Origin of the sequence: Elizabethkingia occulta, from assembly GCF_002023715.1 — a bacterium.
GTDB classification, from domain to species: Bacteria; Bacteroidota; Bacteroidia; order Flavobacteriales; family Weeksellaceae; genus Elizabethkingia; species Elizabethkingia occulta.
Map to the genome: position 1 here is coordinate 480414 of NZ_MAHX01000016.1, position 23672 is coordinate 504085.

Here is a 23672-nt window from a genome sequence, read left to right on the forward strand (position 1 = left end):
TACTTTTTTATTTATTATTGAGTAATCAAATTTAAGGCAAATGTTGCTGTATTTTTCTTAAAAGGGCTTATTTTAACTAAGTTTAACAAGTGTTTTGAAATTTTAATTGTTATGAATGCAATCTTAACGGGATATTGTTAGATTATTAAAATATTTATTCAAATAATTACCACTATTTTAAGAGATTGAAAATTTGTAGTGCTATCGGATCAAATATATTAAATTGAAAAATCACTATATTTGCAAAAAATATTTTTTCTCACTTAAAACGTTTATAGCATGCAACTGTATAACACATTAAGCGCAGAAGAAAGAGCTAAGCTTATTGATGAAGCTGGTAAGGAACGCCTTACATTGTCTTTCTATGCGTACGCCAAAATTGAAGATCCAAAAAAATTTCGTGACGAATTATTTATAGCCTGGAATGCGCTCGATGCTCTCGGTCGTATTTATGTGGCGAATGAAGGAATAAATGCTCAAATGAGTGTTCCTGCTGACAATTTAGAAGATTTTCGCAATACGCTGGAAGCTTACGATTTTATGAAAGGTATTCGTTTAAATGTGGCAGTAGAGCAGGACAATCATTCTTTTTTGAAACTGACCATAAAAGTGAGACATAAAATTGTCGCTGATGGTTTGAATGACGATACTTTTGATGTTACTAATAAAGGTATTCACCTGAAAGCTCAAGAATTTAATAATTTATTGGAAGATCCGAATACCATTGTTGTTGATTTTAGGAATCACTACGAAAGTGAAGTGGGGCATTTTGAAGGTGCTATCACTCCTGATGTAGAAAACTTTAGAGAAAGTTTACCTATTATAAATGAACAGCTACAGGATTTTAAAGAAGATAAAAACCTATTAATGTATTGTACTGGTGGAATTCGTTGTGAAAAAGCCAGTGCTTATTTCAAACATCAAGGTTTTAAAAACGTTTACCAATTAGAAGGCGGAATTATTGAATATACCCGTCAGATAAAGGAAGAAGGTATAAAAAGTAAATTTATTGGTAAAAACTTTGTATTTGACCACCGGTTAGGTGAGCGAATTACAGATGATATTATTTCGCAATGCCATCAGTGCGGTAAACCTTGTGATAATCATACGAACTGTGCCAATGATGCCTGTCATCTATTGTTTATCCAATGTAATGATTGTAAATCGGCAATGGAAAACTGTTGCTCTACGGAATGTCTGGATATAATTCATTTGCCTTTGGAAGAGCAGGTTGCATTAAGAAAAGGTTTACAGGTTGGAAACAAGGTTTTCAGAAAAGGTAAATCTGACGCTTTGAAATTTAAAAGCTCTGGCGATTTGTCTACTCAACCTTTAGGAAAAGTGACAACAAAATCAGAAACCAAAGATATTCGTCAGAAAATAAAAGTTAAAAAAACTTTAATCGGAAAAGCTGAACATTACTATTCAAAATCGAAAATTGCTCAATTCTTAATTGAGAAAAAAGAACTTTCGGTGGGAGATAAAGTTTTGATTTCTGGACCAACAACAGGTGATCAGGAAATTATAATTACTCAGATCTATGTGAATGGAGGTCCTTGTGAAACTGCAAAGGCAGGAGATCAAATCACTTTTGAACTTCCCTTCAGGGTTCGATTGTCGGACAAGCTATACAAAATAGGCCAGGACTAAGTTCTAGAATAGAGTATGGCATAAAAAGAATTTCTTTGCCTTGGTGATGGGAAGAAGGAGATGAAAGCCTGTATTGTAAATGTTATTTTTGTTAAATCAGTATAAAAATGATTAATTCATTAAAATCAGAGCTTAGAAAAAAATATTTAAAAGAACGAAAAGCAATGTCTTCCGAAGACGTTGCTTTTTTGTCTGAAAAGATCTTTAATCAGTATCTTTTACAATTCAATGTTTCTGAAAACCAGAATATCCATATTTTCCTGCCTATCTCTGCTAAAAATGAAATTGATACCCATCTGTGGATTGATTACTTCTGGAAGAAAAACATCAATGTCTTTATTCCTAAGATGGTAGGAGATGAGATTATCTCAATAGCTTACAGACCAGATACAAAGCTTGCATTGAACTCATGGGGAATATGGGAACCTGTCTCAGATATGGCAGAGGGCGTTGATTTCGATCAGGTTATCACACCATTGCTTTATGCGGATAAATATGGTAACAGAGTAGGCTATGGTAAAGGTTTTTATGACAGGTTTTTCAGTTCTGTCAAAAATCCTGTACTGAAAATTGGGGTCAACTATTTTCCCCCTGATGAATTAATTCAGGATGTAGATCCGTTCGATATAAAGCTGGATTATTTAGTTTTACCGGACGGTATACTGTCTTTTTTAGGCGGACCTTTAAACTCTACGAAATAAAATTTAAATTCACTTTTAAATTTCTTTTCTTTTGCAGGAGCTTCTTTTAGTACATATTGTACTTCTTTGTTAAGGTAGCCAATATATTTTCTTTCCTTATCGTAATAATCCATTTTATACTTTGCAAAATCCAGTGTATCCTTAGCGCTTATATATTTGGAAGTTGATACATCACTAATTTTGACAAAACGAGCCTTTAAGCTGTCTAACTGCTTTATGAAAGGCATTATTTTGGTGGAATCAGGCTTTTCGAAATATTCCTGTATCTGGTTATACAGCGTAATATCAATATCTGAATCCTTATTTCCTGCTGCATAATTGGTTCCCAGATCATATACCTCTTGTAGCTTCAGAGCCGTAATATTATTAATAGTTTGAAGGCTGTCCAGCTCTATTGGTGAAAATGTAGTTGTATTATTATTATACTTTACGGTCTCCAGAGAGTTTTTACCCTTATATTTTTCCTTACAGGCTGCTAATCCTACAACGAGAATTATTGTAACGGCAATTATATTGAATATGTTATGAACCCTTTTCATTGTTTCTGATTCTGAATTTGATTAATACTATTTTTCCATTGGAAGAGATTTTAGTCTCTATAACGTCCAGATTCTCCAGTGAGGTAGTTGGAAGCGAAAGAAAGTTAATATAACGTTGCTTGCTCATAGTTTCCACATTGAAATACTGATTGTCAAATACCTGGTATATAACTGCGTCATTACTGATCAGGTTCTCCAGTTGGGCTCTTCTGTTCTTAAAGTCTTTGGATCTGGAATAGGAATATAACATCATATTATATTCATTCGGTTTTAGCTGAATTACTTCAGTTTCTGGTGCATTTTCCAGGTTTCTTATTATTGTGTCAGTACGGTAGAATACAGAACTAATAACCATTTTAAGCGTTTTGTCCTTTGTAGGATATACAAAAGCTTCATTAGGTTTTACTCTATAGGTAAGAGGAGATTCTCCCGCTTTTAATACTTTTATTTCTACCTCATTCTGCACAGGCTGGCTTCTGTCTGCATCTGTAAATTTAAATGTATATGTCTTTGTGAAAAAACTGTCTGCAAAGGTTAAAGCCGCTACGAATATTGCAAGAACAGCCGAAATACCAATCCACAGGTATTTCTTTACCTTGAATATAATTGGTTTTGAAGCTGGCTTGCTGTTGCTTGGACTTACTTCTGGTATTTGTCTCCCTGGTTGAATAGCCGGGGTGCTTTCTTTTTCGCTAATCACAGGAGCTTTGTATTCCTCTTCAACAAGACTTTCTACTTGAGGTTCTTTACTTTCGGAAAGGTTATTTTCGTTTTCTAAAAGAAGTTCTTCGGCGAATGCATGATTTTTCTTGAAATCATACCATGAACTATAACCTGCATATATCGAAAGTATATTCAGCATATCAATGCGTGGTAACTTAGCTGTCGGAGAAGTTTTGAAATAAGTATAAAAAGATTTCTCGCTAATGTTACCTTTTGCATTTTTTCTGAGGTCTTCCTGAAAATAAATGATATCAATGCCTTTCCATTTAGAAATTTCATCATAGGAAGGAGTATGATTTTCCAGATATTTGGCCTGAACTTCAGATTTTAGCTGTTCGAAATGTAATAATTCTAAATCAGTCAAAAATTTATTTTTTATTTAATCTATTGATTATCAGTTATATTATTTTGTAAAATAATTTTACAAAAGTATTACAATTAATTTTCTCAGACAAATTTTATTGCTGCCATACCTTTGTCATGTTCAAATAGAGAACACATTACAATTTAGAAAAATATTTTTAACAAAATTAAATTTAATTTATTATGAAAAAGTCATTCTTAAACATCGCTGCTGCTGCTGCTATCGTTGCTATCTCTTTAGTATCTTGTAAAAAAACTGAAGCTACTGCTACTGAAGGTTCAGCTGATTCTACTAAAGTAGATTCTACTAAAGTTGACTCTACTGTTACTACAACTGTAGATTCTACTAAAGCTGTTGCTCCAACTGCAGATTCTACTAAAGCTGACGCTACTAAAAAAGTAGAAGAAACTAAGACTACTGAAGTTAAGAAAGAAGAAGTTAAAAAATAATTTCTTACAAAGATAATTATTAAGCCGCTCTCGAGCGGCTTTTTTTATGAATTATGATTATAATGTCATAAAAAATCCCCTAAATAAGTTTAGGGGATTTTTTGTTTATAGTTGGTTTTATATCTTTTGTCTCAGGATCTCATAACATGTAATTGCTACAGCATTACTTAGGTTAAGAGAATCTATACTACCCGTCATTGGGATCAGGTAATTGCTGCCTTTGTCTTTCCAGAAATCGCTTAATCCGGAATGTTCTGTACCAAAGCAGGCAACAGTCTTCTTATTGAAATCAGCATTCTGAATCTGTTTGGTATTATCATCCATAAATGTTGTGATGATCTGATAATTATGCTGTTTAAAGAAATCTATGGCTGATTTGTTATCTGTCTGGAAGAAGTTCATTCCGAACAGGCAGCCAACGCTGGAGCGTATTACATTCGGATTGTAAAAATCGGTTTTAGGATCAGTAATGATGATGGCGTCAATTCCAAAAGCTTCACAGCTTCTAAGTACAGCACCAAGATTACCAGGCTTTTCTACACTTTCCAGAAGGATAATTCCGGAATTAGGTTTTGGGGTAAAGTGTTCTAATGATTTTTGTTTTTCCTGATAAACTCCAATAATACCTTCTGAAGTTCCTCTGTATGCAATTGTTTCATAAACCTTTGCAGAAACATTATTAATTACAGCGGAAGGGAGTGTTCCGTGGAATATATCATTACAGATAAAGAATTCTGTAGGAGTATAGCCAAACTGAATAGCTCTTTCGTTTTCCTGAACACCTTCTACAATGAAAATACCACTTTTGCGGCGCTCATTGTTTTTGGACATCAGTCTGGTTAATTTTTTTATTTTATCGTTCTGTATACTTTCTATTTGCATTTTGCAAAACTAGGCAAAATTTATCATTAGAAAGATTTCCCTGCTATTTCATAGAGCATGATAATGATTCATTTTATACAGGTGATTTCTCTGATGCAGCTCTTCTATTGGATATTATTGTCCATAGGCTCCCAATAAACAAGAAGATGCTGCTTGCCAGCCATAGGTAATATCCTAAGCCAAAAGAGGTGATTGCGGCTTTACCACCGCCTTCGTTAACTGTAATAGTGCTGGCGGAAAGATAAGAAAGGCTTAAAAAGAAGGTGATTAGACTTAGGGGTAAAGATATTTTGGGCTGTTTTATTAGAAGTAAAAACCATGAAATAAATAAAAGAGGATTTGCCAGCCAGGCAATTCCTCCTTCAAAAACTTCGGCCCAGCCTAACAACAGACATGCTATAGAAAGCATATAGTCGTTACCTATATTAACGGCAATCTGCGTTAATGATGCGACAAATAGTGCAATACTTATAATCAGTGTCAGGCTCTGTGGTTTCATTTATTCTTCAATACTTTCACTGTTTTCAATAAGACTTTGTGGAAGCTCTTTCTTGCTTTTAATTCCCAATGCTCTTAGCTTTTGAGTTTGTATTACAAGATTGTCGTTTCCTGTGGAAAGCTGTTTGTAAGCATCGCTATATGCATTTTTAGCATGGTCAAGACCTTTTCCCACTTTCTCTAGGTTTTCTACAAAACCTACAAATTTATCATACAATTTGGCGCCTCTGTCAGCGATTTCCATTGTATTTCTGTTCTGGTACTCTCTTTTCCATAGGTCGGCAATCAGCTTAAGAGAAGTAATAAGATTGCTTGGATTCAGTAATAGAATTCTTCTTTCATAGGCATAGTTCCATAGATTCTGATCAGCCTGCATTGCGGCAATATAGGCTGGTTCACTAGGAATGAACATCATTACGAAATCCAGAGATTTTCCATAATCATCATAAGCTTTCTGACTAAGCTGCTGGATGTGGTTTTTAATAGAAGATAAATGCTGATTAAGTTTTATCGTATAGATTTCAGGATCGGTTTCATCTACAAGCTCAGTGAAAGCTGTTAAAGAAACTTTCGAATCTATAATCACATTTCTTTCATCAGGATATTTTACAACAGCGTCCGGGCGCATTTTTTTTCCGGAAAACTCAGAATAGATGGCTTTATTGTTCTCATCACGAAGTTCGTGCTCAAGGTAATATTCTCTTCCTTTTACCAATCCGGATTTTTCCAGAATACTCTCCAGAATCATTTCTCCCCAATTTCCCTGAGTTTTGCTTTCTCCTTTCAAGGCTCTTGTCAGTTTTTTAGCGTCTTCAGAGATTTGCTGATTTAGTTCTGCAAGTTCTCTCACTTTTTCTGCCAGTGAAAAGCGTTCCTTATTTTCCTTTTCATAGGCTTCGTTGACTCTGTTCTTTAATTCAGTAATCTTTTCCTGAAAGGGTTCAAGGATGGTCTTAAGATTATTCTGATTAAGAGTAGTGAATTTTTCGGTCTTTTCTTCCAGAATTTTATTGGCAAGGTTTTCAAATTGAAGCTTTGCTTCTTCCTGAATTTTGGCTACTTCTTCTTTTTGGGTTTCAAGAGATTTCTGTAAACTTTCGTTAATAGCAGATAATTCAGAATTTTTGGCAAATAGTGCCTGTTTATCAGATATGAGGTTTTCAATCTGGGATACTTGTTTTGTATTTATTTGCTTCTGTTCCTGAGATTGAGCGTTAAGAGCTGAATATTCAGCTGATATTTTTGCAAACTCGTTTTTCAGATCACTTAATAAGTCTGACTGCTGCTGGCTGAGTTCCTTTTCTTTATTAATAATCTGTAATAGTTCCTGATTTTTCAGATTAATGTTTTCCAGATCTGATATGCTTTTAATGTATGAATTGTTCAATTCATTGTATGAATTTCTGGAAATGGAAGATGATTTTGAAATAAAATACAAAATTACAGCACCAATAATTCCGCCAACAATAAATCCGATAAGTAAAAAGGTTATTTCCATCTTTCAAAATTACAAAATATTGTGTGGCAATATAAAACTAATTATAAAGGTATACTTTACTGAAAACCGTAAAATATTAGTTTATCAGCTGATAATTAATGAGAAAGAAAAGAAAAATATTTAATGATTTAGTTGCCAGAAGCCCCAGGCTAAAACCATATTGAAAGTATCCCATAATAAAGTGGGAATAAGGAGATAGCTTGCTATTTTAGAAACTCGCTTGAAGAGGAAGAATAAGATTATAGTGAGTACCCATGTGATGACATTTACAATAGCTGCAAGATCTAATAGTTTGAAGTTAAAGAAAATAATGAACCATAAGGATATGAGTACGAAAATAATATAATAATAGATGAGTGCTTTCTGACGGTATTTAAACCGGTTCTCTTTAGCTTTCCAAACGAAATAAAATGCAATACCGGAAAAGAAATATACTAAAAATATAGTGCGGAATAAAAAGCTGGATGGTGGAGTAAAGAGCGGTTTGTCCAAATGATTGTACCATACATTAAATGAATTGGCAGGCGTTAAAGCGTGTATAATGAAAAATACAAATACATGAAAGGATATACATGCAGCTAAAGCCTTCCAGTCAATTTGTCTTTTCATATGCTCTTTTCTTTGGTTGTGCAAATTTACTCAAAAATAAAAAAGAAAATCACTGAGGATTTTCTTTAACTATTTTTTATAATTTTTGAGGCAAATGAAAATGTGGACACTATTAATCTTTTATCTGAAGAAATTCTTTTGCCAGTTCTATCATCTTTGGGTCTCCGGTATATTTACCCTTCTCATCGGAAAGCTTTACTGTTGGGATCCATTCATTATTGATTCCTTTTACACTGATCAGTTTCATTACAATATTGCTCGGAGCAAGACCAACGTCATTAGTCAGATTGGTTCCGATACCAAAAGAAATTCCGATTCTGCCACGGCAGGCTTTGGTGATTTCTTCAACTTTCTCAGGGTTCAGGGCATCAGAGAAAATAATGTATTTAAACAATGGATTGATGCCATGTTTTTTATAATGTTCTATGGTTTTGTTGGCAAATTCAATAGGATCTCCACTGTCGTGTCTTACACCGTCGAATAGTTTTGCAAATTTTTTATCAAATTGCTGAAAAAATACATCTGTAGTGTAAGTATCAGAAAGAGCAACTCCCAGATCACCACGGTAGACGTCTACCCAATGTTCCAGGGAAAGAGAGTTGGCCATCTTGAAACCATATTCTGCTGCATGGAACATAAACCATTCATGAGCATGTGTGCCAATGGGTTTTACGTTGTATAACATAGCCATGTGTACATTGGAAGATCCTGTAAAGGTAGAGTCTTCCATAGATGTAAGTGCCTGCATAACTAATCGGTGTACTCTGTAAGAGTGCCTTCTTCTTGTTCCGAATTCTGCAAAAGGAACCTGAAGCGTTTTAAACTTTTTCTCTTTCTCTATAGTCTTCTGGATGATTGTTTCGTCATCTTCCCTTTGAAGACCTTTCATCGAGTAATAAAGCTCACTGATCAGGCATAATAATGGAACCTCCCACAAGATTGTCCGATACCATAATCCTGAAACCTGTACTTCTAGATTGCTTCCTTCTTGTTTAATGTGTACCTCGGACGGATCATAACGATAGCCTTCCAAAAAATCTATATAAGGTAAGTCCAGGTATGGACATGTTTTTTTTAGAAATTGTTTTTCTTCTTTGGTTAGCTTAAGCTGGGACATTGCATTGACAGCTTTTTTCAGCTCGTCTGCAAAGCCTTCCGGATATTCGTGTTTGCCACGATTTATAAAATCATACTTTACAACCTCACTTGGAAATAGCTTTACAACAGCGCATTGCATGGTGAATTTGTAAAAATCATTATCTAATAGGGAAACCAATCTTACGTTATGATCTTCTAACATCTTCGTTTATTTATGCTAATATAAGGAAGATAGATGAAAGATTGCAGAAATAAAAAGCAGCCTCTTTAAAATTAAGAGGCTGCTTTGTTCTATATATTATAGGATATAGAATGGGTTTATTTTCCAAGGAAAGAGCTGTACATCCATACTTCTTTTTCCTGTTCTGTAATATAATCGCTCATTAAAGAGTTTGTACCTTCGTCACCTGCTTCATCTGTAATATCCAGTAATTCTCTCTGAAGCTCGATAATTTTTTTGAAGGAAGCAAGAATGTCCTCAACACATTTACGGCCATCACTTACTTCGTTACTTTCTTTAATAGATGAATTTTTAATGTAGAATGAATAATTATGCTGTGGTTGTGCTCCTAGTGTAAGGATTCTTTCAGCAATTTCATCAATCTTTAGTATAAGACTGTTGTAAAGTTCCTCGAATTTTGGGTGAAGTGTGAAGAATAAATCGCCTTTTATATTCCAGTGTGCTCCACGTGTGTTCTGGTAAAAGATTGAATAGTTTGACAATAAAATGTTTAATTTTTCAGCAATGTTCTTGCAATCTTCAGCTTTTAGTCCTATTAAATTAGAATTTTTCATTTGTATTATTTTATTAATGTTAATATTTTGATATACAAATTTAATAAATTAAAACTATCAAATTATCTATTATCAATAGATTGAATCTAATTCAAAGATAAACATTGAGAGTTGCTATGGATAATTGTGAAAAAGTGTATTAAATACTTTTAACGATTCTGTAATATTGTGTTCATCGTCTTAATAGGGGAGGAATGTTATTTTTGCAGTCATATAAAAACACCAATCACAAAATATTTTATAATGAAGAAATTCACATTACTATTTCCTCTTATTTCATTGTTGTTATCATTTTCATGTAGTGATAATAACAATGATTCGTTTGAATCTACTCAAAAGGTGGCAGAAAAGTATCAGACTAAAAATGTTGTCCTGCTTGTAGTGGATGGTCCTCGTATCTCCGAGACCTGGGAGGCTGCCAATAAAGAGAATATTCCGAACAGGATAAATCTTTTACAGCAAGGCGTTTTTATCAGTGACTTTAAAAATAATGGTACAACCAATACTAATCCGGGACATAGTGCAATGTGTAGTGGAGTCTATGAATCCATACAAAATAACGGAAAAGAGCTGCCAGGCTTTCCATCGGTAATGCAGCAGTGGTTGAAGTATACCGGAGTGGATAAGACTAAAGCCTGGGTTATTGCGTCTAAAGACAAACTTGAAGTTCTGAATAATTGTAAGCTTGATGGATGGAAAGACAAGTTTCAGCCCAGTGCAGATTGTGGTATCAGTGGTAATGGATCCGACTATCGTGATGATGCTATAACTGTAGCGAATACAAAAGAGGTAATGAAAAAGTATAGTCCTAATATTATTGTCATTAATCTGAAAGATGTAGACTCCTACGGGCACAATAATAATTGGAAAGAATATATTAAAGCTATAAAGACAACTGATGCTTCAATTAAAGAAATATGGGACTATATACAATCTTTGCCTTCGTATAAAGACAAGACTACATTAATTGTAAGTAACGATCACGGAAGGCATATTGATAGTAAAGGCGGATTTCAGAATCATGGAGATGATTGTGCAGGTTGCAGACATATTGAATTTTTTGCAATGGGTCCGGATTTTAAAAAGAATGCTACCATTAGTACGGGTAACTACGAACAAATAGATATTGCAAATACGATTGCAGAGCTTTTGCAGTTTCCACTACAATATTCAAAAGGAAAAGTAATAAAAGATATTTTTAAATAAGTGAAGAAATAATGAGTATTAGAATTGTAATGATGTGGTTTACAAAATTTAATACTGACTTTTCTGCACGAAATAAAAACATAATTGTTTGTAAATCAAAAAATAATTTATATTTTTGCATCCTCAAATAAAAAATAATAAAGCAATTACATGCCTACTATTCAACAATTAGTTAGAAAAGGAAGAGCCACGCTTACTAAGAAGAGTAAATCGGCTGCTTTGGAATCATGTCCACAAAGAAGAGGCGTATGTACGAGAGTATATACAACCACGCCTAAGAAACCTAACTCAGCTTTGAGAAAAGTTGCGAGAGTTAGACTTTCTAATGGTAAAGAGGTTAACGCCTATATCCCGGGAGAAGGACATAATCTTCAAGAGCACTCGATAGTATTGGTAAGAGGCGGAAGGGTGAAAGACCTACCGGGAGTTAGATATCACATTGTACGTGGTGCATTAGATACAGCTGGAGTTAACGGAAGACTTCAGAGAAGATCTAAGTACGGAGCTAAGAGACCTAAACCAGGACAAGCGCCTGCAGCTACAGGTAAGAAAAAGTAATCATTAAATTAGGAACAGTACAATGAGAAAGACAAAAGCTAAAAAAAGACCTTTGCTACCAGATCCAAAGTTTAATGATCAATTGGTAACAAGATTTGTAAATAACCTGATGTTAGACGGTAAGAAGTCTATCGCTTTCAGAATTTTCTATGATGCATTAGAAATCGTTGAAAAGAAGAAAGAAGATCAGGAAAAAACTTCCCTTGAAGTATGGAAAGATGCGTTAACTAACGTTATGCCACACGTAGAGGTAAGATCTAGAAGAGTTGGTGGTGCAAACTTCCAAATCCCAATGCCTATCCGTGCAGATAGAAAAATTTCTATGGCAATGAAGTGGTTAATTAAATATGCTACTGCCAGAAATGATAAGTCTATGGCTCAGAAATTAGCTGCAGAGATTATCGCTGCTGCTAAAGAAGAAGGTGCTGCTGTTAAGAAAAAGACAGATACGCACAAAATGGCTGAGGCTAACAAGGCATTCTCACACTTTAAATTTTAATCTGTAAGATGAGTAGAGATCTTAAATACACAAGAAATATTGGTATCGCTGCACACATCGATGCTGGTAAAACTACTACAACTGAGCGTATCCTTTTCTATACAGGAAAAACTCACAAGATTGGTGAAGTTCACGAAGGTGCTTCTACCATGGACTGGATGGAGCAGGAAGCTGAAAGAGGTATTACCATTACTTCTGCTGCTACAACTTGTAGCTGGAACTTCCCTACAGACCAAGGTAAATCTTTACCAGAAACTAAAGGATACCACTTCAACATCATCGATACTCCGGGACACGTTGACTTCACTGTAGAGGTAAACCGTTCTTTAAGAGTATTAGACGGGTTAGTATTCTTATTCTCTGCAGTAGACGGAGTAGAGCCTCAGTCAGAAACCAACTGGAGACTTGCTGACAACTACAAAGTTGCGAGAATGGGATTCGTAAACAAAATGGACAGACAAGGTGCTGACTTCCTTAACGTGGTGAACCAGGTTAAAGAAATGTTAGGATCTAACGCAGTTCCAATTGTATTACCTATCGGTGCTGAAGAAGACTTCAAAGGTGTTGTAGACCTTATTAAGAACAGAGCAATCGTATGGGATGAGGCTGGACAAGGTGCTACTTTCGAAGTAGTTCCAATTCCTGAGGATATGAAAGCTGAAGTTCTTGAATACAGAGAGAAATTAGTAGAAGCAGTTGCTGACTACGATGAAACTTTGATGGAGAAATTCTTCGAAGATCCAGATTCAATCTCTGAGGACGAAATCAACGAAGCTTTAAGAAAAGCTACAATTGATCTTTCTATCATTCCAATGACTTGTGGATCATCTTTCAAAAATAAAGGTGTTCAGTTCATGCTGGATGCTGTATGTAAATATCTTCCTTCTCCAATGGATAAAGACGATATCAAAGGTACAGACCCAAGAACTGAAGAAGAAATTACAAGAAAACCAGACGTTAAAGAACCATTCGCAGCTTTAGCATTTAAAATTGCTACTGACCCATTCGTAGGTCGTTTAGCATTCTTCAGAGCTTACTCTGGTAGACTAGATGCAGGTTCTTATGTTCTTAACACAAGATCTGGTAACAAAGAAAGAATTTCAAGAATCTATCAGATGCACGCTAACAAGCAGAATCCTGTTGAGTATATCGAGGCAGGAGATATCGGTGCAGCTGTAGGTTTCAAGGATATTAAAACTGGTGATACCCTATCTGATGAAAAGAGCCCTATCGTTCTTGAATCTATGATCTTCCCAGATCCGGTAATCGGTATCGCTGTTGAGCCTAAAACTAAAGCAGACCAGGATAAACTTGGTAACGCATTAGCTAAGCTTGCTGAAGAAGATCCAACTTTCCAGGTTAAAACTGATGAGGCTTCTGGCCAAACAATTATCTCTGGTATGGGTGAGCTTCACTTAGATATCATTGTAGACCGTTTAAGAAGAGAATTCAAAGTTGAAGTTAACCAAGGTCAGCCTCAGGTTGAGTACAAAGAATCTCTTACTGCTACTGCTAACCACAGAGAAGTTTACAAAAAACAAACTGGTGGTCGTGGTAAATTTGCAGATATCGTATTTGAAATCGGTCCTGCAGAAGATGGTAAGTTAGGTCTTGAATTTATCAACGAAATTAAAGGTGGTAACATTCCAAGAGAATTTGTTCCTTCTGTAGAAAAAGGTTTCAAAGAGGCTATGAAAAATGGTCCTTTAGCTGGATTCGAAATTGAAGGTATCAAAGTAACTCTTAAGGATGGATCTTTCCACCCGGTTGACTCCGATCAGTTATCTTTTGAATTAGCTGCTAAGCTAGGTTTCAAAGAAGCTGGTAGAGCTGCTAAGCCTGTAATCATGGAACCTATTATGAAACTTGAAGTTGTAACTCCTGAGGAGTACATGGGGGACATCGTAGGTGACCTTAACAGAAGAAGAGGTACAGTAAACGGTATGGATGACAGAAATAACGCTAAAGTTATCAAAGCATTTGTTCCATTATCAGAAATGTTCGGTTATGTAACTTCATTAAGAACATTATCTTCTGGTAGAGCTACGTCTTCTATGGAATTTGAGAAATACGAACCAGCTCCAAGCAATGTTGCTGAGGATGTAATCGCAAAAGCTAGAGGTTAATTTTAAATTAGATTAAAAATGTCACAACGAATCAGAATAAAGCTAAAATCTTACGATTACAACTTAGTTGACAAATCTGCTGAGAAAATCGTAAAAACAGTAAAGGCTACAGGGGCTATCGTAAACGGGCCAATCCCTTTACCAACAAATAAGAGAATCTTCACTGTGTTGAGATCTCCACACGTAAACAAGAAATCAAGAGAACAGTTCCAACTTTCTGCTCACAAGAGATTGATGGATATCTACTCTTCTTCTTCTAAAACTGTGGATGCTCTAATGAAGTTAGAACTTCCTAGCGGTGTAGACGTAGAAATTAAAGTGTGATAACGTGCATACTTTGCCGTGATAATAGAAACACCACATTCGAAAGAATGTGGTGTTTTTTTATGTATTCTTGTACGAATAGAATATTTTTCTAACTTTAGAGAAATAATATATATGAAATATATTCTTCTTATTCTAAGCTTCTGCGTTTCATTTATGCAGGCGCAGGTGCACAAGTTTATTTACCAGTACAAATACAAAACGGATTCTTTGAGTAACCATTATGACGAAGTAAAAATGATTCTGGAAGTATTACCGAATACTGTGAAGTTTTATGATGAGGAATATGTGAGAATGGATTCCATTAATATGAAAGGTGAAAAGGTAGAAGGTTATACAGATGCTCCAATGTTAGAACGCAGCAGAAATAGTTTTAACAATATAAGCAGAGTGCAACTAGACTTCAATACTTTCACACTCGCGAGTACAGATAAAATAGACTGGATACTTGCAAATGATACGAAAATGAAGGATGGATATCAATTGCAGAAAGCAACTACAAAATTTGGAGGTCGTAACTGGATTGCCTGGTTTTGTAAGGAAGTAAATATAGATGAGGGGCCATATAAATTTCGTGGTTTGCCCGGGCTTATTTTTGAAGTGGAAGATACTGGACATAATTTTATTTTCAATCTCATAAAAAGCACCAATGAGAAGGCTGCATACAATACAGCTAATTTCTTCGAAACTGCCTATGGTAAGAAACTAGTACCAATTACATTAGAAAAATATCAGCAAAAACTTTTAGAAACATATAACGATCCTCTACAGTGGGCCAGAGAAAGCTTTGTAGAGGGAAAGTCCCAATCTGCCGTGATGGGAATAAAGATTACAAAAAAAGAACAGTTTAAAGAGCTTTCTGTAAAAATGCAGGAGAAGATCAGAAGAGAGTATAATCCTATAGAACTGGACAAGGCAATTAAATATAATTAGGGTGAGATAAATAACTCCACTTTTTAATATTTTTTTCAGGGTATTTTAATTTGGTTTTAAGCAAGGGAAAATACCTTTGCAAGCCTATGGAAGAATTATTATTAAGAGACGGAGAAAAGATTCAGATCGCTATTTTCTTCATGTTGTTTTTTGTTGGATGGAATCTTGAAAATTTTATCTCTTCGGGACTTGATTATAAGAAATGGAAACATGCCTTTACCAACATGCCATTTATTTTTACCAGTCTGCCTGCGGAACTTATCCTTAGTGTTTTATTTGTAAAGACAATTGCATGGACACAACTGCATCATTTTGGTATTGTTTACCTCTTGCCTTTAGAAGGACATCCTGTATTATTGTTTGTGGTTAGTTTTCTGCTTTTAGATCTTGGTGAATATATCTACCATGTTGTTGCGCATAAAGTAAGGCCATTGTGGAGTTTTCATGCGGTACACCATAGTGATAAAGTCATGGACATATCGACAACATTAAGAGAGCATCCCGGGGATAATCTTTTAAGAATGCTTCTGACATTACTTTGGGTATTTCTTTCCGGAAGTTTGTTCTGGGTACTTATCCTTCGCCAGATTATTCAGTTGTTTTTTAGTCTTTTCAGTCATCTCAATTTCCGCCTTCCGGAAAAAACAGACCGTATTGTAAGTTTGCTTTTCAATACACCCAATTTTCATCATGTTCATCATCATCACAAGCTTCCATTAACAGATTGCAACTATGGAGATGTCCTGACTGTATGGGATCGTATCTTAGGAACATACCGGAAAGCTAAAGCACACGAAATTGTATTTGGCGTGGATTATTATCCAAAGAAAGTAGAAACAAGCGAATTCAAAACGCTTTTTGTATTACCTTTTAGAAAACTAAAGAAAAAGTATTTTTAAATCAATTTTACATTGATTTACAGATTCTGTTTTTATTATATTATTCTCTGATAAAGGATTGTAACTTGAAAGTTATAATCCTTTAATTTTTGTTGTTGTATTCCTTCTTATAGTTTTCTACTTCAGCTTTTTCATCAAACTGTATAACGAGATCTTTTTGCTTTGTCTTAGCCACTTCGCCATCACTTCCATCTTCAGAATCTTTTTCCATATCCTCAATTGTACCGGAAAAATTGAGCTCAATTTTATTACCAATACGGTAGACTAAGCCCTTTACTGAATCTTTTATTGCCGGAATTATAAATGGAACAGTATTCAATCTGGATGTTGTATCAATACAAACTGTTTCATTGTTGTTTTTGCCATCCTTATTGGTTATAGAATATACATCACATTGTTTAGATTTTATAGTTTCCTTCTTATTTGTTCTTTTTACCAGAAGAGTATTTTTAAAATCTGTTAAATCAAGATCCGGATCATCATTATTCTTATACTTATTCCTGTCAATGGTATCTTCAACAGCAATTTTAAAAACTTTCCCATCATCTGAATATACTGCATAAAAACGATTACCTACATTCAGAGAAGCAGTATTTCCCATGGGAGTTGCTACGACAAAGAGATTAGCTGAATAATCGGGTGTGGAAAAAATATTTAGAAAATTGGAATAAAAATCGTCTTTTATCCTATATGAAACGGCATTCTCCAGTTTATATGTTTGCATCTGCGAGAAAGTTAACAAAGAAATAAATGAAAATAATAAGGCGAATGTCTTTTTCATATTTGTTTTTTATGTGGCGAAAGTAGCGAAAAGCCTGAATATCTAATATGCTTTGAAGCAGATAAACTGCCAAAATCACTGTTTTCAGGGATTAAATATCAAAACTTATGACTGTTAATTAGTTGAAGAGTAGTACTTTTGATAGAATAAAACAAATAACCATAAACTATGAAAACAGCATACTCTAAAAAATTAGGCCTGTCCGTACTTTCATTTCTGGGTATTGCAATACATGCTCAGCATATTTATCCCCTACAGAAAGAGCTTTGGAACCCCGATAAATTGGGTAACAAAAGAGCAGTTGTAAAATTTGAAGGAAAATCTAAAGTTGCAAAAGCTGTAATTCCGTGGAGAAATCCTGAAGTAAAGGACGGACAAAGGATTTTAGTAGTAGACAGTACTTCACAGAAACAATACGAAGTAAGTGCATATCTCAATATCAATAGAGAACAGGGAGAAGTTCTTTTCGATCCTGTTTCCGGAAAAGGGACATACTATATTTACTATCTTCCTTATGAGTTGAAGGCCAGTGAAAATTACCCACAGGCTGTTTATCTTAAAAAAACAGTTTCCGGTACTTCGGATGTAAAAGGAAGTGAGGTAGCAAAGTTTATGCGGATAGATGCTGTAGACAGATTTAATGAGAACAATCCTATGGAGGTTCTGGCTTCAAAAGCCGAGATAGATCAGTATCTGAAAAAGCATGCAAACGACACCTATCTGGTGTTTCCGGAATTCAGAGAGAATCCGGTAAAGATGAACGAGATTCCACAGATATGGGTAGATGCTAAGAGGGATAACAGCAAATTCGTCGGAAAGACTGATAAAGGAGAATTCTATGCTTTTCAGTTGGGTGTATTGGCAAAGGCTACTGAACTTAAAAATGTAAAAGTTATTGCAACAGATCTCGTTTCTCCTGCAGGTAAAATAAGTTCCTCGCTTTTTACTTCCATCAATACAGATGGTACCAGCTATGAAGGAAAACCTTTGAAATTTGCCGTAAATGTAGCACCAGGTAATATTCAGTCCATTTGGTGTGGATTCGATATTCCTGCTGATGTCCCTGCCGGGACTTACAAAGCCGTTGTAACTATTCAGCCGGAGAATGCACCAGCACAAAATATTCCGGTAGAAATTAGTATCTCCGGTACCGTTGCGCAGCACAAAGGTTATGATGAACCCTGGAAGATGACGCGTCTTCCGTGGCTTAACTCTACCATGGCACAAGAGAATACGGTAATCAAACCTTATACACCATTAGTATATAATACAGCCAATCGTGAAATTTCTCTGCTAGGAAGAAAGGTAATTCTTTCTCCGGATGGACTTCCATCAAAAATACAGACATTCTTTACTCAGGAGATGACAGAAATCTCTGCAAAAACCAATGAGGTATTGGCTTCGCCAGTTAAATTTAATATAGTAAATGCTAACGGAACTCCTGAGAAATTTGGTCAGGCAGAATTTAAGCTGGACAAAAAAGAAGAAGGATTGTACAGCTGGCATTCGCAAAGCCAGGGACAGAACCTGAAAATGGAAATAGAAGGATCTTTGGAGTTTGATGGCTTTATGGAATATAAAGTAAAAGTAACGGCACTGAACGATGTAGAGCTAAAGGATATCGCTATGCAGATTCCGTTTTCATCCTATGCATCCAGGTACCTAATGGGATTAGGCGAGAAAGGAGGCAGTCGTCCTGAAAATTTCTCATGGAAATGGGATGTAGCTAAAAAGAATCAGGATGGTGCCTGGTTGGGGAATGTAAATGCCGGACTACAGTTCAGCCTTCGGGATGAAAAATACTCGCGCCCGCTGAATACTAACTTCTATTTGCAAAAGCCTCTGATACTTCCGAGTTCATGGGGAAATAATAATAAGGGCGGAATTAATATTACAGAAGACAAATCCGGAGTAATTGTTAATAACTACAGTGGAAGCCGAAACCTGAAAAAAGGTGAGGAGTTGTATTATAACTTCCATTTACTCATCACGCCTTTCCATACTATAAATACAGAATGGCAATGGGGAAACAGATTTTACCATAAATATGTTCCGATAGAAAAAGCCAAAGAGAGTGGTGCCAACGTAATCAATATTCACCATGGTACTGATATCAATCCATATATCAATTACCCTTTCATTGCTACAAAAGAAATGAAAGATTATATCAGCAAGGCTCACCAGAGCGGGCTGAAGGTGAAAATCTACAATACCATCCGTGAGGTTTCCAACAGAATGTACGAGCTGTATCCTGTAAGAAGTCTGGGACACGAAGTTTTTTCTGCCGGAAAGGGTGGAGGCTATTCATGGCTGCAGGAACATCTTCACAACGATTATATTGCCGCATGGTATGTTCCGGAGTTTAAAGATGCAGCTATTATAAATAGTGGTATGAACCGTTGGCATAATTACTACGTAGAAGGTATGAACTGGCTGGTTGATAATATTGGTATTGACGGAATCTACCTGGATGACGTAGCTTTTGACAGGGTTACAATGAAGCGTGTGAAAAAAGTGATGACTAAAAACGGACATCCGGGTATTATAGATCTGCATTCTGCCAATCAGTTTAATGATAAAGACGGCTTCAACAACAGTGCTAATCTTTATATGGAGCATTTCCCATACCTGAACAGATTATGGTTTGGGGAGTATTTCGATTATGAGAAAAATAAGCCAGATTTCTTCCTTACAGAAGTTAGTGGTATTCCTTTCGGTTTAATGGGAGAGATGTTACAGAATGACGGAAACCAATGGAGAGGAATGATCTTCGGGATGACCAACAGGTTAGGATGGTCGGATAAAAGTAATCCAACCCATCTGTGGAAGGCCTGGGACAATTTCGGAATTAAAGGATCTAAAATGATTGGCTACTGGGTAGATAATAATCCGGTAAAAACCGATAATAAAGAAGTTCTGGCAACAGTTTACAAGAAAAAAAACAAAGCTATGGTGGCACTGGCAAGCTGGGCTTCTGGTGATACTTCTATAAAACTAAATATAGATTGGAAGAAACTAGGAATTAATCCTAAGAAAGCGGTAATAAAAGCACAGGCTATTGAAGGCTTCCAGGAAGCTAAGACGTTTAGTATAAATGATGCTATTCCGGTTGCTCAAAACAAAGGATGGTTATTAGTTATTGAATAAATAATGTGACCAAGTAAATTAGGAACCTTACAGAAACAAAATCTGTAAGGTTTTTATTTTTTACGGAATAGCTATATTTGCCATTGCAAATGAGAAGCTTAAAGATAATATTATTAGGGATCATACTTATTGCTTTAGGGTCCTGTGCAACAAAATATGGTATGCAGTTAGAGAACGGAGATCTTTTACTGGTTTCGGCCAATGGCAGTACACTGTCAGGTGCTATAGACCGTGTGACTCAGACAGATAAATCAACACATTATTCCCATATCGGGTTGTTAGAAAAAGAAGGTAAAAACTATTGGGTTTTGCATGCCGGTACCCGGAACGGTTCCGAAAGAGTTCCTTTGGACCACTTCCTTCGGGACGAACAGAATGATAACAACCATGTAGATGTATACCGCCTGAGAACAGCTTATCGTAAAAGTATTCCCAATGCTATTAGCGTTGCTAAAAACTGGCTGGGAAGACCATATAATTATAGTTATATCCTTTCCGATGATCAGTTATACTGTTCCGACTTTGTTCACAGAAGTTTTGCCAGAGATTCTATTTTTCAGTTAGAGCCAATGACCTTTGTCAATCCTAAAACCGGTAAAACCGATGTTGCATGGGAAGCTTTTTATAAAAAACAAAATCTGGAAGTACCTGAAGGTAAGCCAGGATGTAATCCCAATGGGATGGCTGCTTCGCCTAAAATAAAATTCCTTGGGAAAATAAGAGAGCAAAAATAACGTCTCCGTTAGTGAGATTCTATAATAACATAAATCTTATAGGTTTCTGAAACCTATAAGATTTTTTGTAAAGTTTTCGTCATGAGGAGTATCAATAAACATGGCGCTAAGATTCTTAGCACCATGTTTATTGATAGTGGTATTTTGATTACTTACTCATGTAATAATCAAAATACAGACAATTAGTTTCTAAAGCTTTTACTGTAGAAGTATTATTGTAATTCTTTTTCAGTTCAGCAAAATAGGTTCGGAACTTCTGATTCTTTGTTGTCAGCAACATATTATCAAACTTCTTCATTTTAGCATCATAATCCTTATCACTGTAAGAGGTGTTTGAATTTTGTGCTGCTTCCCACTGATAGTATTTCCCTTGCTCAGCCTGTGCCATTTGGAAGAGAATCTTGGCTTTGTCCTCTTTATTTGGAGACTGCTGTAAAGCTTTCTGGAAATAGCCGATAGCAATATCGAAATTATCGGGCTCTACATAGTGAGCGTCCAGGAAGTTCTTATAATAGAAGTGGAAAGGTTGACCTTTGGAGTTGTCAAAATGAAACTTCTGGCTGTTGGCATTATCAACATCCATTACAAAAATATGGCGGTAATATCCTAAGATGGAAGTATTATACATAAGATTACCGATCAGGCGATTGGCCATTTTAGCTTTGTCACTATTCCCTACACCAATTTTTTTCAGTTGAATAAGAACCTCGGTAAGCTGCATTTTATTCATGTTTTTGGTAAGGAAAGGGAAAGCTGAAGTGTCTTCTGCAATCATGGTTTCATTTGGAGCACTTTCATAGCTTACCCATTTATTTCTTCCGAATACCAGTGACGGAATATTGCTAAACCCGTCATACTCTCCGGATTTGTAAACAACCAGTCTCTGATGGTAATTTCCCTTATCATCATATATGGCTTCAGTTCTTGGAATACCTTTGAAGTTTTTTGACTTTTGGTAGAAAGAGAGGGCTTTTTGGAAATCACCTGTCCGCATAGCACGGTCTCCATAGATAATATTAAAGAAAGAATCTACATCACCAACATTGTCGAGGCTTTTGGCAATATATTTTTCAAGTGCCGTTTTATTTGGCTTTTTATAGAATGCCTGAACTTTTGCTACCAGATCCGAATTAGGATTATACTGTAGATCCGAAAGTCTGTTATTCAGCAGAAAAGATTTAGCATCCTGATGTTCCATGAAGTAACGGTTGGCTAGTATATCTATGATGAAATCTCTGGTCTGCATATGCCTCCAGGCATATCTTTCATCAGTACTTTGATTATCTTTAAAAACCTCACTGTATTTTGTAAGCAGACTGTTTTCAAATTCCGGAGTTATCTTCTTTTGAGAAAGGATATCATTCAGCATTTTCATTTTTGTAATCTGCTGCTGATATTCGGGGTTTGAAGTAGATATTTTATTCAGAATAGCAACGCTCGATGTGTAATCGCTTTGTAAAAATTTCAAATAAGCAATTGAGATATCCCAGAACGCCTTGTCGTGGCTTTTTGCTTTGGCATTTTGCAAAGTTTTGTCTAATGCTGCTATAAAGTTCTCGCCTCCTTTGTCCTGATAAGAGTAGGTAGAGTTGTAAAACGGAAGTTTATTGGTTTTATACTGGCAGTTAAGATCATAACAATAAATATTCGTTGGCAGGTAATTCCGTTCCAGTTGGTTGATGCCCCTTACTGCAAGAACTTTCAGGATTTCCGAATCAGCATTGTTGGCAATCATTTTATCCATAATAGGTACAGGATTGTTGTACTCATTATAAGCCAACAGAAAATATGTCATGTTCTTTTCTTCAGGTGTCTTAGCTCTTGCCAAAAGACTTTTGAAATCACGGGCTTCTGTAAGCTTCAATGAAGAATAAACAGATTCTTTATTGGTTTTTCTATGAATAAATACCTGAAAGAAATCCCAGTTAGCTTCATCCTTTTTCTTTAATCCTCTTAGTGCACCCGCTTTTTGATCTAGTGCATCCCAATAGATTGCATTTTTCAACTTCAAAGGTGCAGCGTAGGTATTGAAAGCCTTAACCGCTTCATCAAATTTTAAATTATAGTGATTAAATCTTACAAGCTGATAGGCATATCTTAGTTTTATATCTGCTCCTTTAGCTGTATTATAACCGTCCAGTAAGGATTTTACTGTAGCAGTATAGTTCAGATCAGATGCATTACGTTGACCTTCTGAGTGCATGGAATAAAAAGAGTCTTTACTCGGAACATATTTTACAAACATATAAGGTTCCAATTCCTTAGCTTTTGTCAGGTAATCCAGTCCGTCCTTGTATTTTGTATAGAAGTCTTTTCCCAGTTTTTTTGAAAGCTGGTGTGTAAGATCTCCTTTCTTCCAGCTTTGCAGATGCCTCAATCCAACAATCTTTACCAACGCATTGGTTTCTTCATAAGATAGCTGATTGTTGAAGTACTTCTCCCAGTCTTTTATATTTTCGTCTTCTGCTTTCAGTTTGCTTTCCGGTTCATAATATGCATAGTCATAAGATAACAAAAACGGAAAGTATTCGGGACGCTGAATAATTTCTTGCCCAAACAGATTGAAGTAAATACTATCTGTGTCTGAATCGGCACATGCAGAAGCCTGATTGTACATCAGAAAACACAGTGAAACGGAAGTTAATATCTTTTTCATAAT

22 protein-coding genes are annotated in these 23672 nt (G+C 35.6%); 12 read left to right on the forward strand and 10 right to left on the reverse strand.

Annotated elements, in window-relative coordinates; genetic code table 11:
* The first annotated feature begins 279 nt into the window (after positions 1 to 279).
* Positions 280 to 1650 carry an oxygen-dependent tRNA uridine(34) hydroxylase TrhO gene (trhO, locus tag BAZ10_RS12775; RefSeq protein ID WP_078772373.1) on the forward strand — a complete coding sequence of 457 codons (1371 nt, stop codon included), beginning with the start codon at positions 280 to 282 and terminating at the stop codon, positions 1648 to 1650.
* A 107-nt stretch (positions 1651 to 1757) separates the two neighbouring features.
* Positions 1758 to 2351, forward strand: a complete 594-nt coding sequence (locus BAZ10_RS12780) for a 5-formyltetrahydrofolate cyclo-ligase (protein WP_078772374.1) — start codon at positions 1758 to 1760, stop codon at positions 2349 to 2351.
* Here the strand turns inward: BAZ10_RS12780 and BAZ10_RS12785 are convergent.
* Positions 2288 to 2890: a hypothetical protein gene (locus tag BAZ10_RS12785; protein ID WP_078772375.1), complete on the reverse strand. Its 603-nt coding sequence runs from the start codon at positions 2888 to 2890 to the stop codon at positions 2288 to 2290. The two genes, BAZ10_RS12780 and BAZ10_RS12785, sit on opposite strands and share 64 nt — an antisense overlap.
* A complete protein-coding gene (locus BAZ10_RS12790) occupies positions 2874 to 3977 on the reverse strand; it encodes a hypothetical protein (RefSeq protein WP_078772376.1) in 1104 nt (367 codons plus the stop codon). Before BAZ10_RS12790 ends, BAZ10_RS12785 begins: the two co-directional genes overlap by 17 nt.
* A 182-nt stretch (positions 3978 to 4159) precedes the next feature.
* Between BAZ10_RS12790 and BAZ10_RS12795 the strand changes: the two genes are divergently transcribed.
* Positions 4160 to 4426 carry a hypothetical protein gene (locus BAZ10_RS12795; RefSeq protein ID WP_034871620.1) on the forward strand — a complete coding sequence of 89 codons (267 nt, stop codon included), beginning with the start codon at positions 4160 to 4162 and terminating at the stop codon, positions 4424 to 4426.
* Between the two features lie 117 nt (positions 4427 to 4543).
* On the opposite strand, the gene BAZ10_RS12800 is transcribed toward BAZ10_RS12795, so the two are convergent.
* The 6 genes from BAZ10_RS12800 to BAZ10_RS12825 all read right to left on the reverse strand — a co-directional run bounded on the left by BAZ10_RS12800 (position 4544) and on the right by BAZ10_RS12825 (position 9806).
* Entirely contained in the window at positions 4544 to 5308 is a 765-nt protein-coding gene (locus tag BAZ10_RS12800) for a TrmH family RNA methyltransferase (RefSeq protein WP_078772377.1), read from the reverse strand.
* 73 nt (positions 5309 to 5381) lie between these two features.
* The gene (locus BAZ10_RS12805) at positions 5382 to 5807 is read right to left on the reverse strand and encodes a hypothetical protein (protein WP_078772378.1); all 426 of its coding nucleotides are present in this window, start codon (positions 5805 to 5807) and stop codon (positions 5382 to 5384) included.
* Complete coding sequence (gene rmuC / locus BAZ10_RS12810; protein ID WP_078772379.1) at positions 5808 to 7304, reverse strand: DNA recombination protein RmuC; 1497 nt, start codon at positions 7302 to 7304, stop codon at positions 5808 to 5810.
* A 120-nt stretch (positions 7305 to 7424) separates the two neighbouring features.
* Complete coding sequence (locus BAZ10_RS12815) at positions 7425 to 7913, reverse strand: TspO/MBR family protein (RefSeq protein ID WP_078772380.1); 489 nt, start codon at positions 7911 to 7913, stop codon at positions 7425 to 7427.
* Positions 7914 to 8025: 112 nt separating this feature from the next.
* Positions 8026 to 9213, reverse strand: coding sequence for a nicotinate phosphoribosyltransferase (gene pncB / locus BAZ10_RS12820; RefSeq protein WP_078772381.1), 1188 nt, complete (start codon positions 9211 to 9213; stop codon positions 8026 to 8028).
* Between the two features lie 116 nt (positions 9214 to 9329).
* Entirely contained in the window at positions 9330 to 9806 is a 477-nt protein-coding gene (locus tag BAZ10_RS12825; RefSeq protein WP_078772382.1) for a Dps family protein, read from the reverse strand.
* A 243-nt stretch (positions 9807 to 10049) separates the two neighbouring features.
* On the opposite strand from BAZ10_RS12825, the gene BAZ10_RS12830 reads away from it, so the two are divergent.
* The 7 genes from BAZ10_RS12830 (at position 10050) to BAZ10_RS12860 (ending at position 16351) form a co-directional block, all read left to right on the forward strand.
* A complete protein-coding gene (locus BAZ10_RS12830) occupies positions 10050 to 11012 on the forward strand; it encodes a sulfatase-like hydrolase/transferase (protein WP_078772383.1) in 963 nt (320 codons plus the stop codon).
* Between the two features lie 150 nt (positions 11013 to 11162).
* Entirely contained in the window at positions 11163 to 11570 is a 408-nt protein-coding gene (gene rpsL / locus BAZ10_RS12835) for a 30S ribosomal protein S12 (RefSeq protein WP_009087380.1), read from the forward strand.
* Between the two features lie 22 nt (positions 11571 to 11592).
* Positions 11593 to 12069 (forward strand): 30S ribosomal protein S7, encoded by a 477-nt coding sequence (rpsG, locus tag BAZ10_RS12840; RefSeq protein ID WP_009087378.1) that lies wholly within the window; start codon positions 11593 to 11595, stop codon positions 12067 to 12069.
* An 8-nt stretch (positions 12070 to 12077) separates the two neighbouring features.
* Entirely contained in the window at positions 12078 to 14195 is a 2118-nt protein-coding gene (gene fusA, locus BAZ10_RS12845; protein ID WP_078772384.1) for an elongation factor G, read from the forward strand.
* Between the two features lie 18 nt (positions 14196 to 14213).
* Positions 14214 to 14519 carry a 30S ribosomal protein S10 gene (gene rpsJ, locus BAZ10_RS12850; protein ID WP_009087374.1) on the forward strand — a complete coding sequence of 102 codons (306 nt, stop codon included), beginning with the start codon at positions 14214 to 14216 and terminating at the stop codon, positions 14517 to 14519.
* Between the two features lie 114 nt (positions 14520 to 14633).
* Entirely contained in the window at positions 14634 to 15452 is an 819-nt protein-coding gene (locus tag BAZ10_RS12855; RefSeq protein ID WP_078772385.1) for a GLPGLI family protein, read from the forward strand.
* An 86-nt stretch (positions 15453 to 15538) separates the two neighbouring features.
* Positions 15539 to 16351, forward strand: a complete 813-nt coding sequence (locus BAZ10_RS12860) for a sterol desaturase family protein (protein ID WP_078772386.1) — start codon at positions 15539 to 15541, stop codon at positions 16349 to 16351.
* Between the two features lie 82 nt (positions 16352 to 16433).
* Here BAZ10_RS12860 and BAZ10_RS12865 read toward each other — a convergent pair whose 3' ends face one another.
* Entirely contained in the window at positions 16434 to 17132 is a 699-nt protein-coding gene (locus BAZ10_RS12865; RefSeq protein ID WP_078772387.1) for a hypothetical protein, read from the reverse strand.
* 168 nt (positions 17133 to 17300) lie between these two features.
* Between BAZ10_RS12865 and BAZ10_RS12870 the strand changes: the two genes are divergently transcribed.
* Together BAZ10_RS12870 and BAZ10_RS12875 are read left to right on the forward strand one after the other, a co-directional pair.
* The gene (locus BAZ10_RS12870; RefSeq protein ID WP_078772388.1) at positions 17301 to 20279 is read left to right on the forward strand and encodes a glycoside hydrolase domain-containing protein; all 2979 of its coding nucleotides are present in this window, start codon (positions 17301 to 17303) and stop codon (positions 20277 to 20279) included.
* Between the two features lie 89 nt (positions 20280 to 20368).
* A complete protein-coding gene (locus BAZ10_RS12875) occupies positions 20369 to 21013 on the forward strand; it encodes a YiiX/YebB-like N1pC/P60 family cysteine hydrolase (RefSeq protein ID WP_245803810.1) in 645 nt (214 codons plus the stop codon).
* A 148-nt stretch (positions 21014 to 21161) separates the two neighbouring features.
* Here the strand turns inward: BAZ10_RS12875 and BAZ10_RS12880 are convergent, their stop codons facing one another.
* Positions 21162 to 23669, reverse strand: a complete 2508-nt coding sequence (locus tag BAZ10_RS12880) for a hypothetical protein (protein ID WP_078772389.1) — start codon at positions 23667 to 23669, stop codon at positions 21162 to 21164.
* Between the last annotated feature and the right edge of the window lie 3 nt (positions 23670 to 23672).

Bases quoted from the DNA above. Each gene is read 5' to 3' on its own strand.
- trhO (WP_078772373.1), top strand. From the start codon at position 280: ATGCAACTGTATAACACATTAAGCGCAGAAGAAAGAGCTAAGCTTATT.
- BAZ10_RS12780 (WP_078772374.1), top strand. From the start codon at position 1,758: ATGATTAATTCATTAAAATCAGAGCTTAGAAAAAAATATTTAAAAGAA.
- BAZ10_RS12785 (WP_078772375.1), bottom strand. From the start codon at position 2,890: ATGAAAAGGGTTCATAACATATTCAATATAATTGCCGTTACAATAATT.
- BAZ10_RS12795 (WP_034871620.1), top strand. From the start codon at position 4,160: ATGAAAAAGTCATTCTTAAACATCGCTGCTGCTGCTGCTATCGTTGCT.
- BAZ10_RS12800 (WP_078772377.1), bottom strand. From the start codon at position 5,308: ATGCAAATAGAAAGTATACAGAACGATAAAATAAAAAAATTAACCAGA.
- BAZ10_RS12805 (WP_078772378.1), bottom strand. From the start codon at position 5,807: ATGAAACCACAGAGCCTGACACTGATTATAAGTATTGCACTATTTGTC.
- rmuC (WP_078772379.1), bottom strand. From the start codon at position 7,304: ATGGAAATAACCTTTTTACTTATCGGATTTATTGTTGGCGGAATTATT.
- BAZ10_RS12815 (WP_078772380.1), bottom strand. From the start codon at position 7,913: ATGAAAAGACAAATTGACTGGAAGGCTTTAGCTGCATGTATATCCTTT.
- pncB (WP_078772381.1), bottom strand. From the start codon at position 9,213: ATGTTAGAAGATCATAACGTAAGATTGGTTTCCCTATTAGATAATGAT.
- BAZ10_RS12825 (WP_078772382.1), bottom strand. From the start codon at position 9,806: ATGAAAAATTCTAATTTAATAGGACTAAAAGCTGAAGATTGCAAGAAC.
- BAZ10_RS12830 (WP_078772383.1), top strand. From the start codon at position 10,050: ATGAAGAAATTCACATTACTATTTCCTCTTATTTCATTGTTGTTATCA.
- rpsL (WP_009087380.1), top strand. From the start codon at position 11,163: ATGCCTACTATTCAACAATTAGTTAGAAAAGGAAGAGCCACGCTTACT.
- rpsG (WP_009087378.1), top strand. From the start codon at position 11,593: ATGAGAAAGACAAAAGCTAAAAAAAGACCTTTGCTACCAGATCCAAAG.
- fusA (WP_078772384.1), top strand. From the start codon at position 12,078: ATGAGTAGAGATCTTAAATACACAAGAAATATTGGTATCGCTGCACAC.
- rpsJ (WP_009087374.1), top strand. From the start codon at position 14,214: ATGTCACAACGAATCAGAATAAAGCTAAAATCTTACGATTACAACTTA.
- BAZ10_RS12855 (WP_078772385.1), top strand. From the start codon at position 14,634: ATGAAATATATTCTTCTTATTCTAAGCTTCTGCGTTTCATTTATGCAG.
- BAZ10_RS12860 (WP_078772386.1), top strand. From the start codon at position 15,539: ATGGAAGAATTATTATTAAGAGACGGAGAAAAGATTCAGATCGCTATT.
- BAZ10_RS12865 (WP_078772387.1), bottom strand. From the start codon at position 17,132: ATGAAAAAGACATTCGCCTTATTATTTTCATTTATTTCTTTGTTAACT.
- BAZ10_RS12870 (WP_078772388.1), top strand. From the start codon at position 17,301: ATGAAAACAGCATACTCTAAAAAATTAGGCCTGTCCGTACTTTCATTT.
- BAZ10_RS12875 (WP_245803810.1), top strand. From the start codon at position 20,369: ATGAGAAGCTTAAAGATAATATTATTAGGGATCATACTTATTGCTTTA.
- BAZ10_RS12880 (WP_078772389.1), bottom strand. From the start codon at position 23,669: ATGAAAAAGATATTAACTTCCGTTTCACTGTGTTTTCTGATGTACAAT.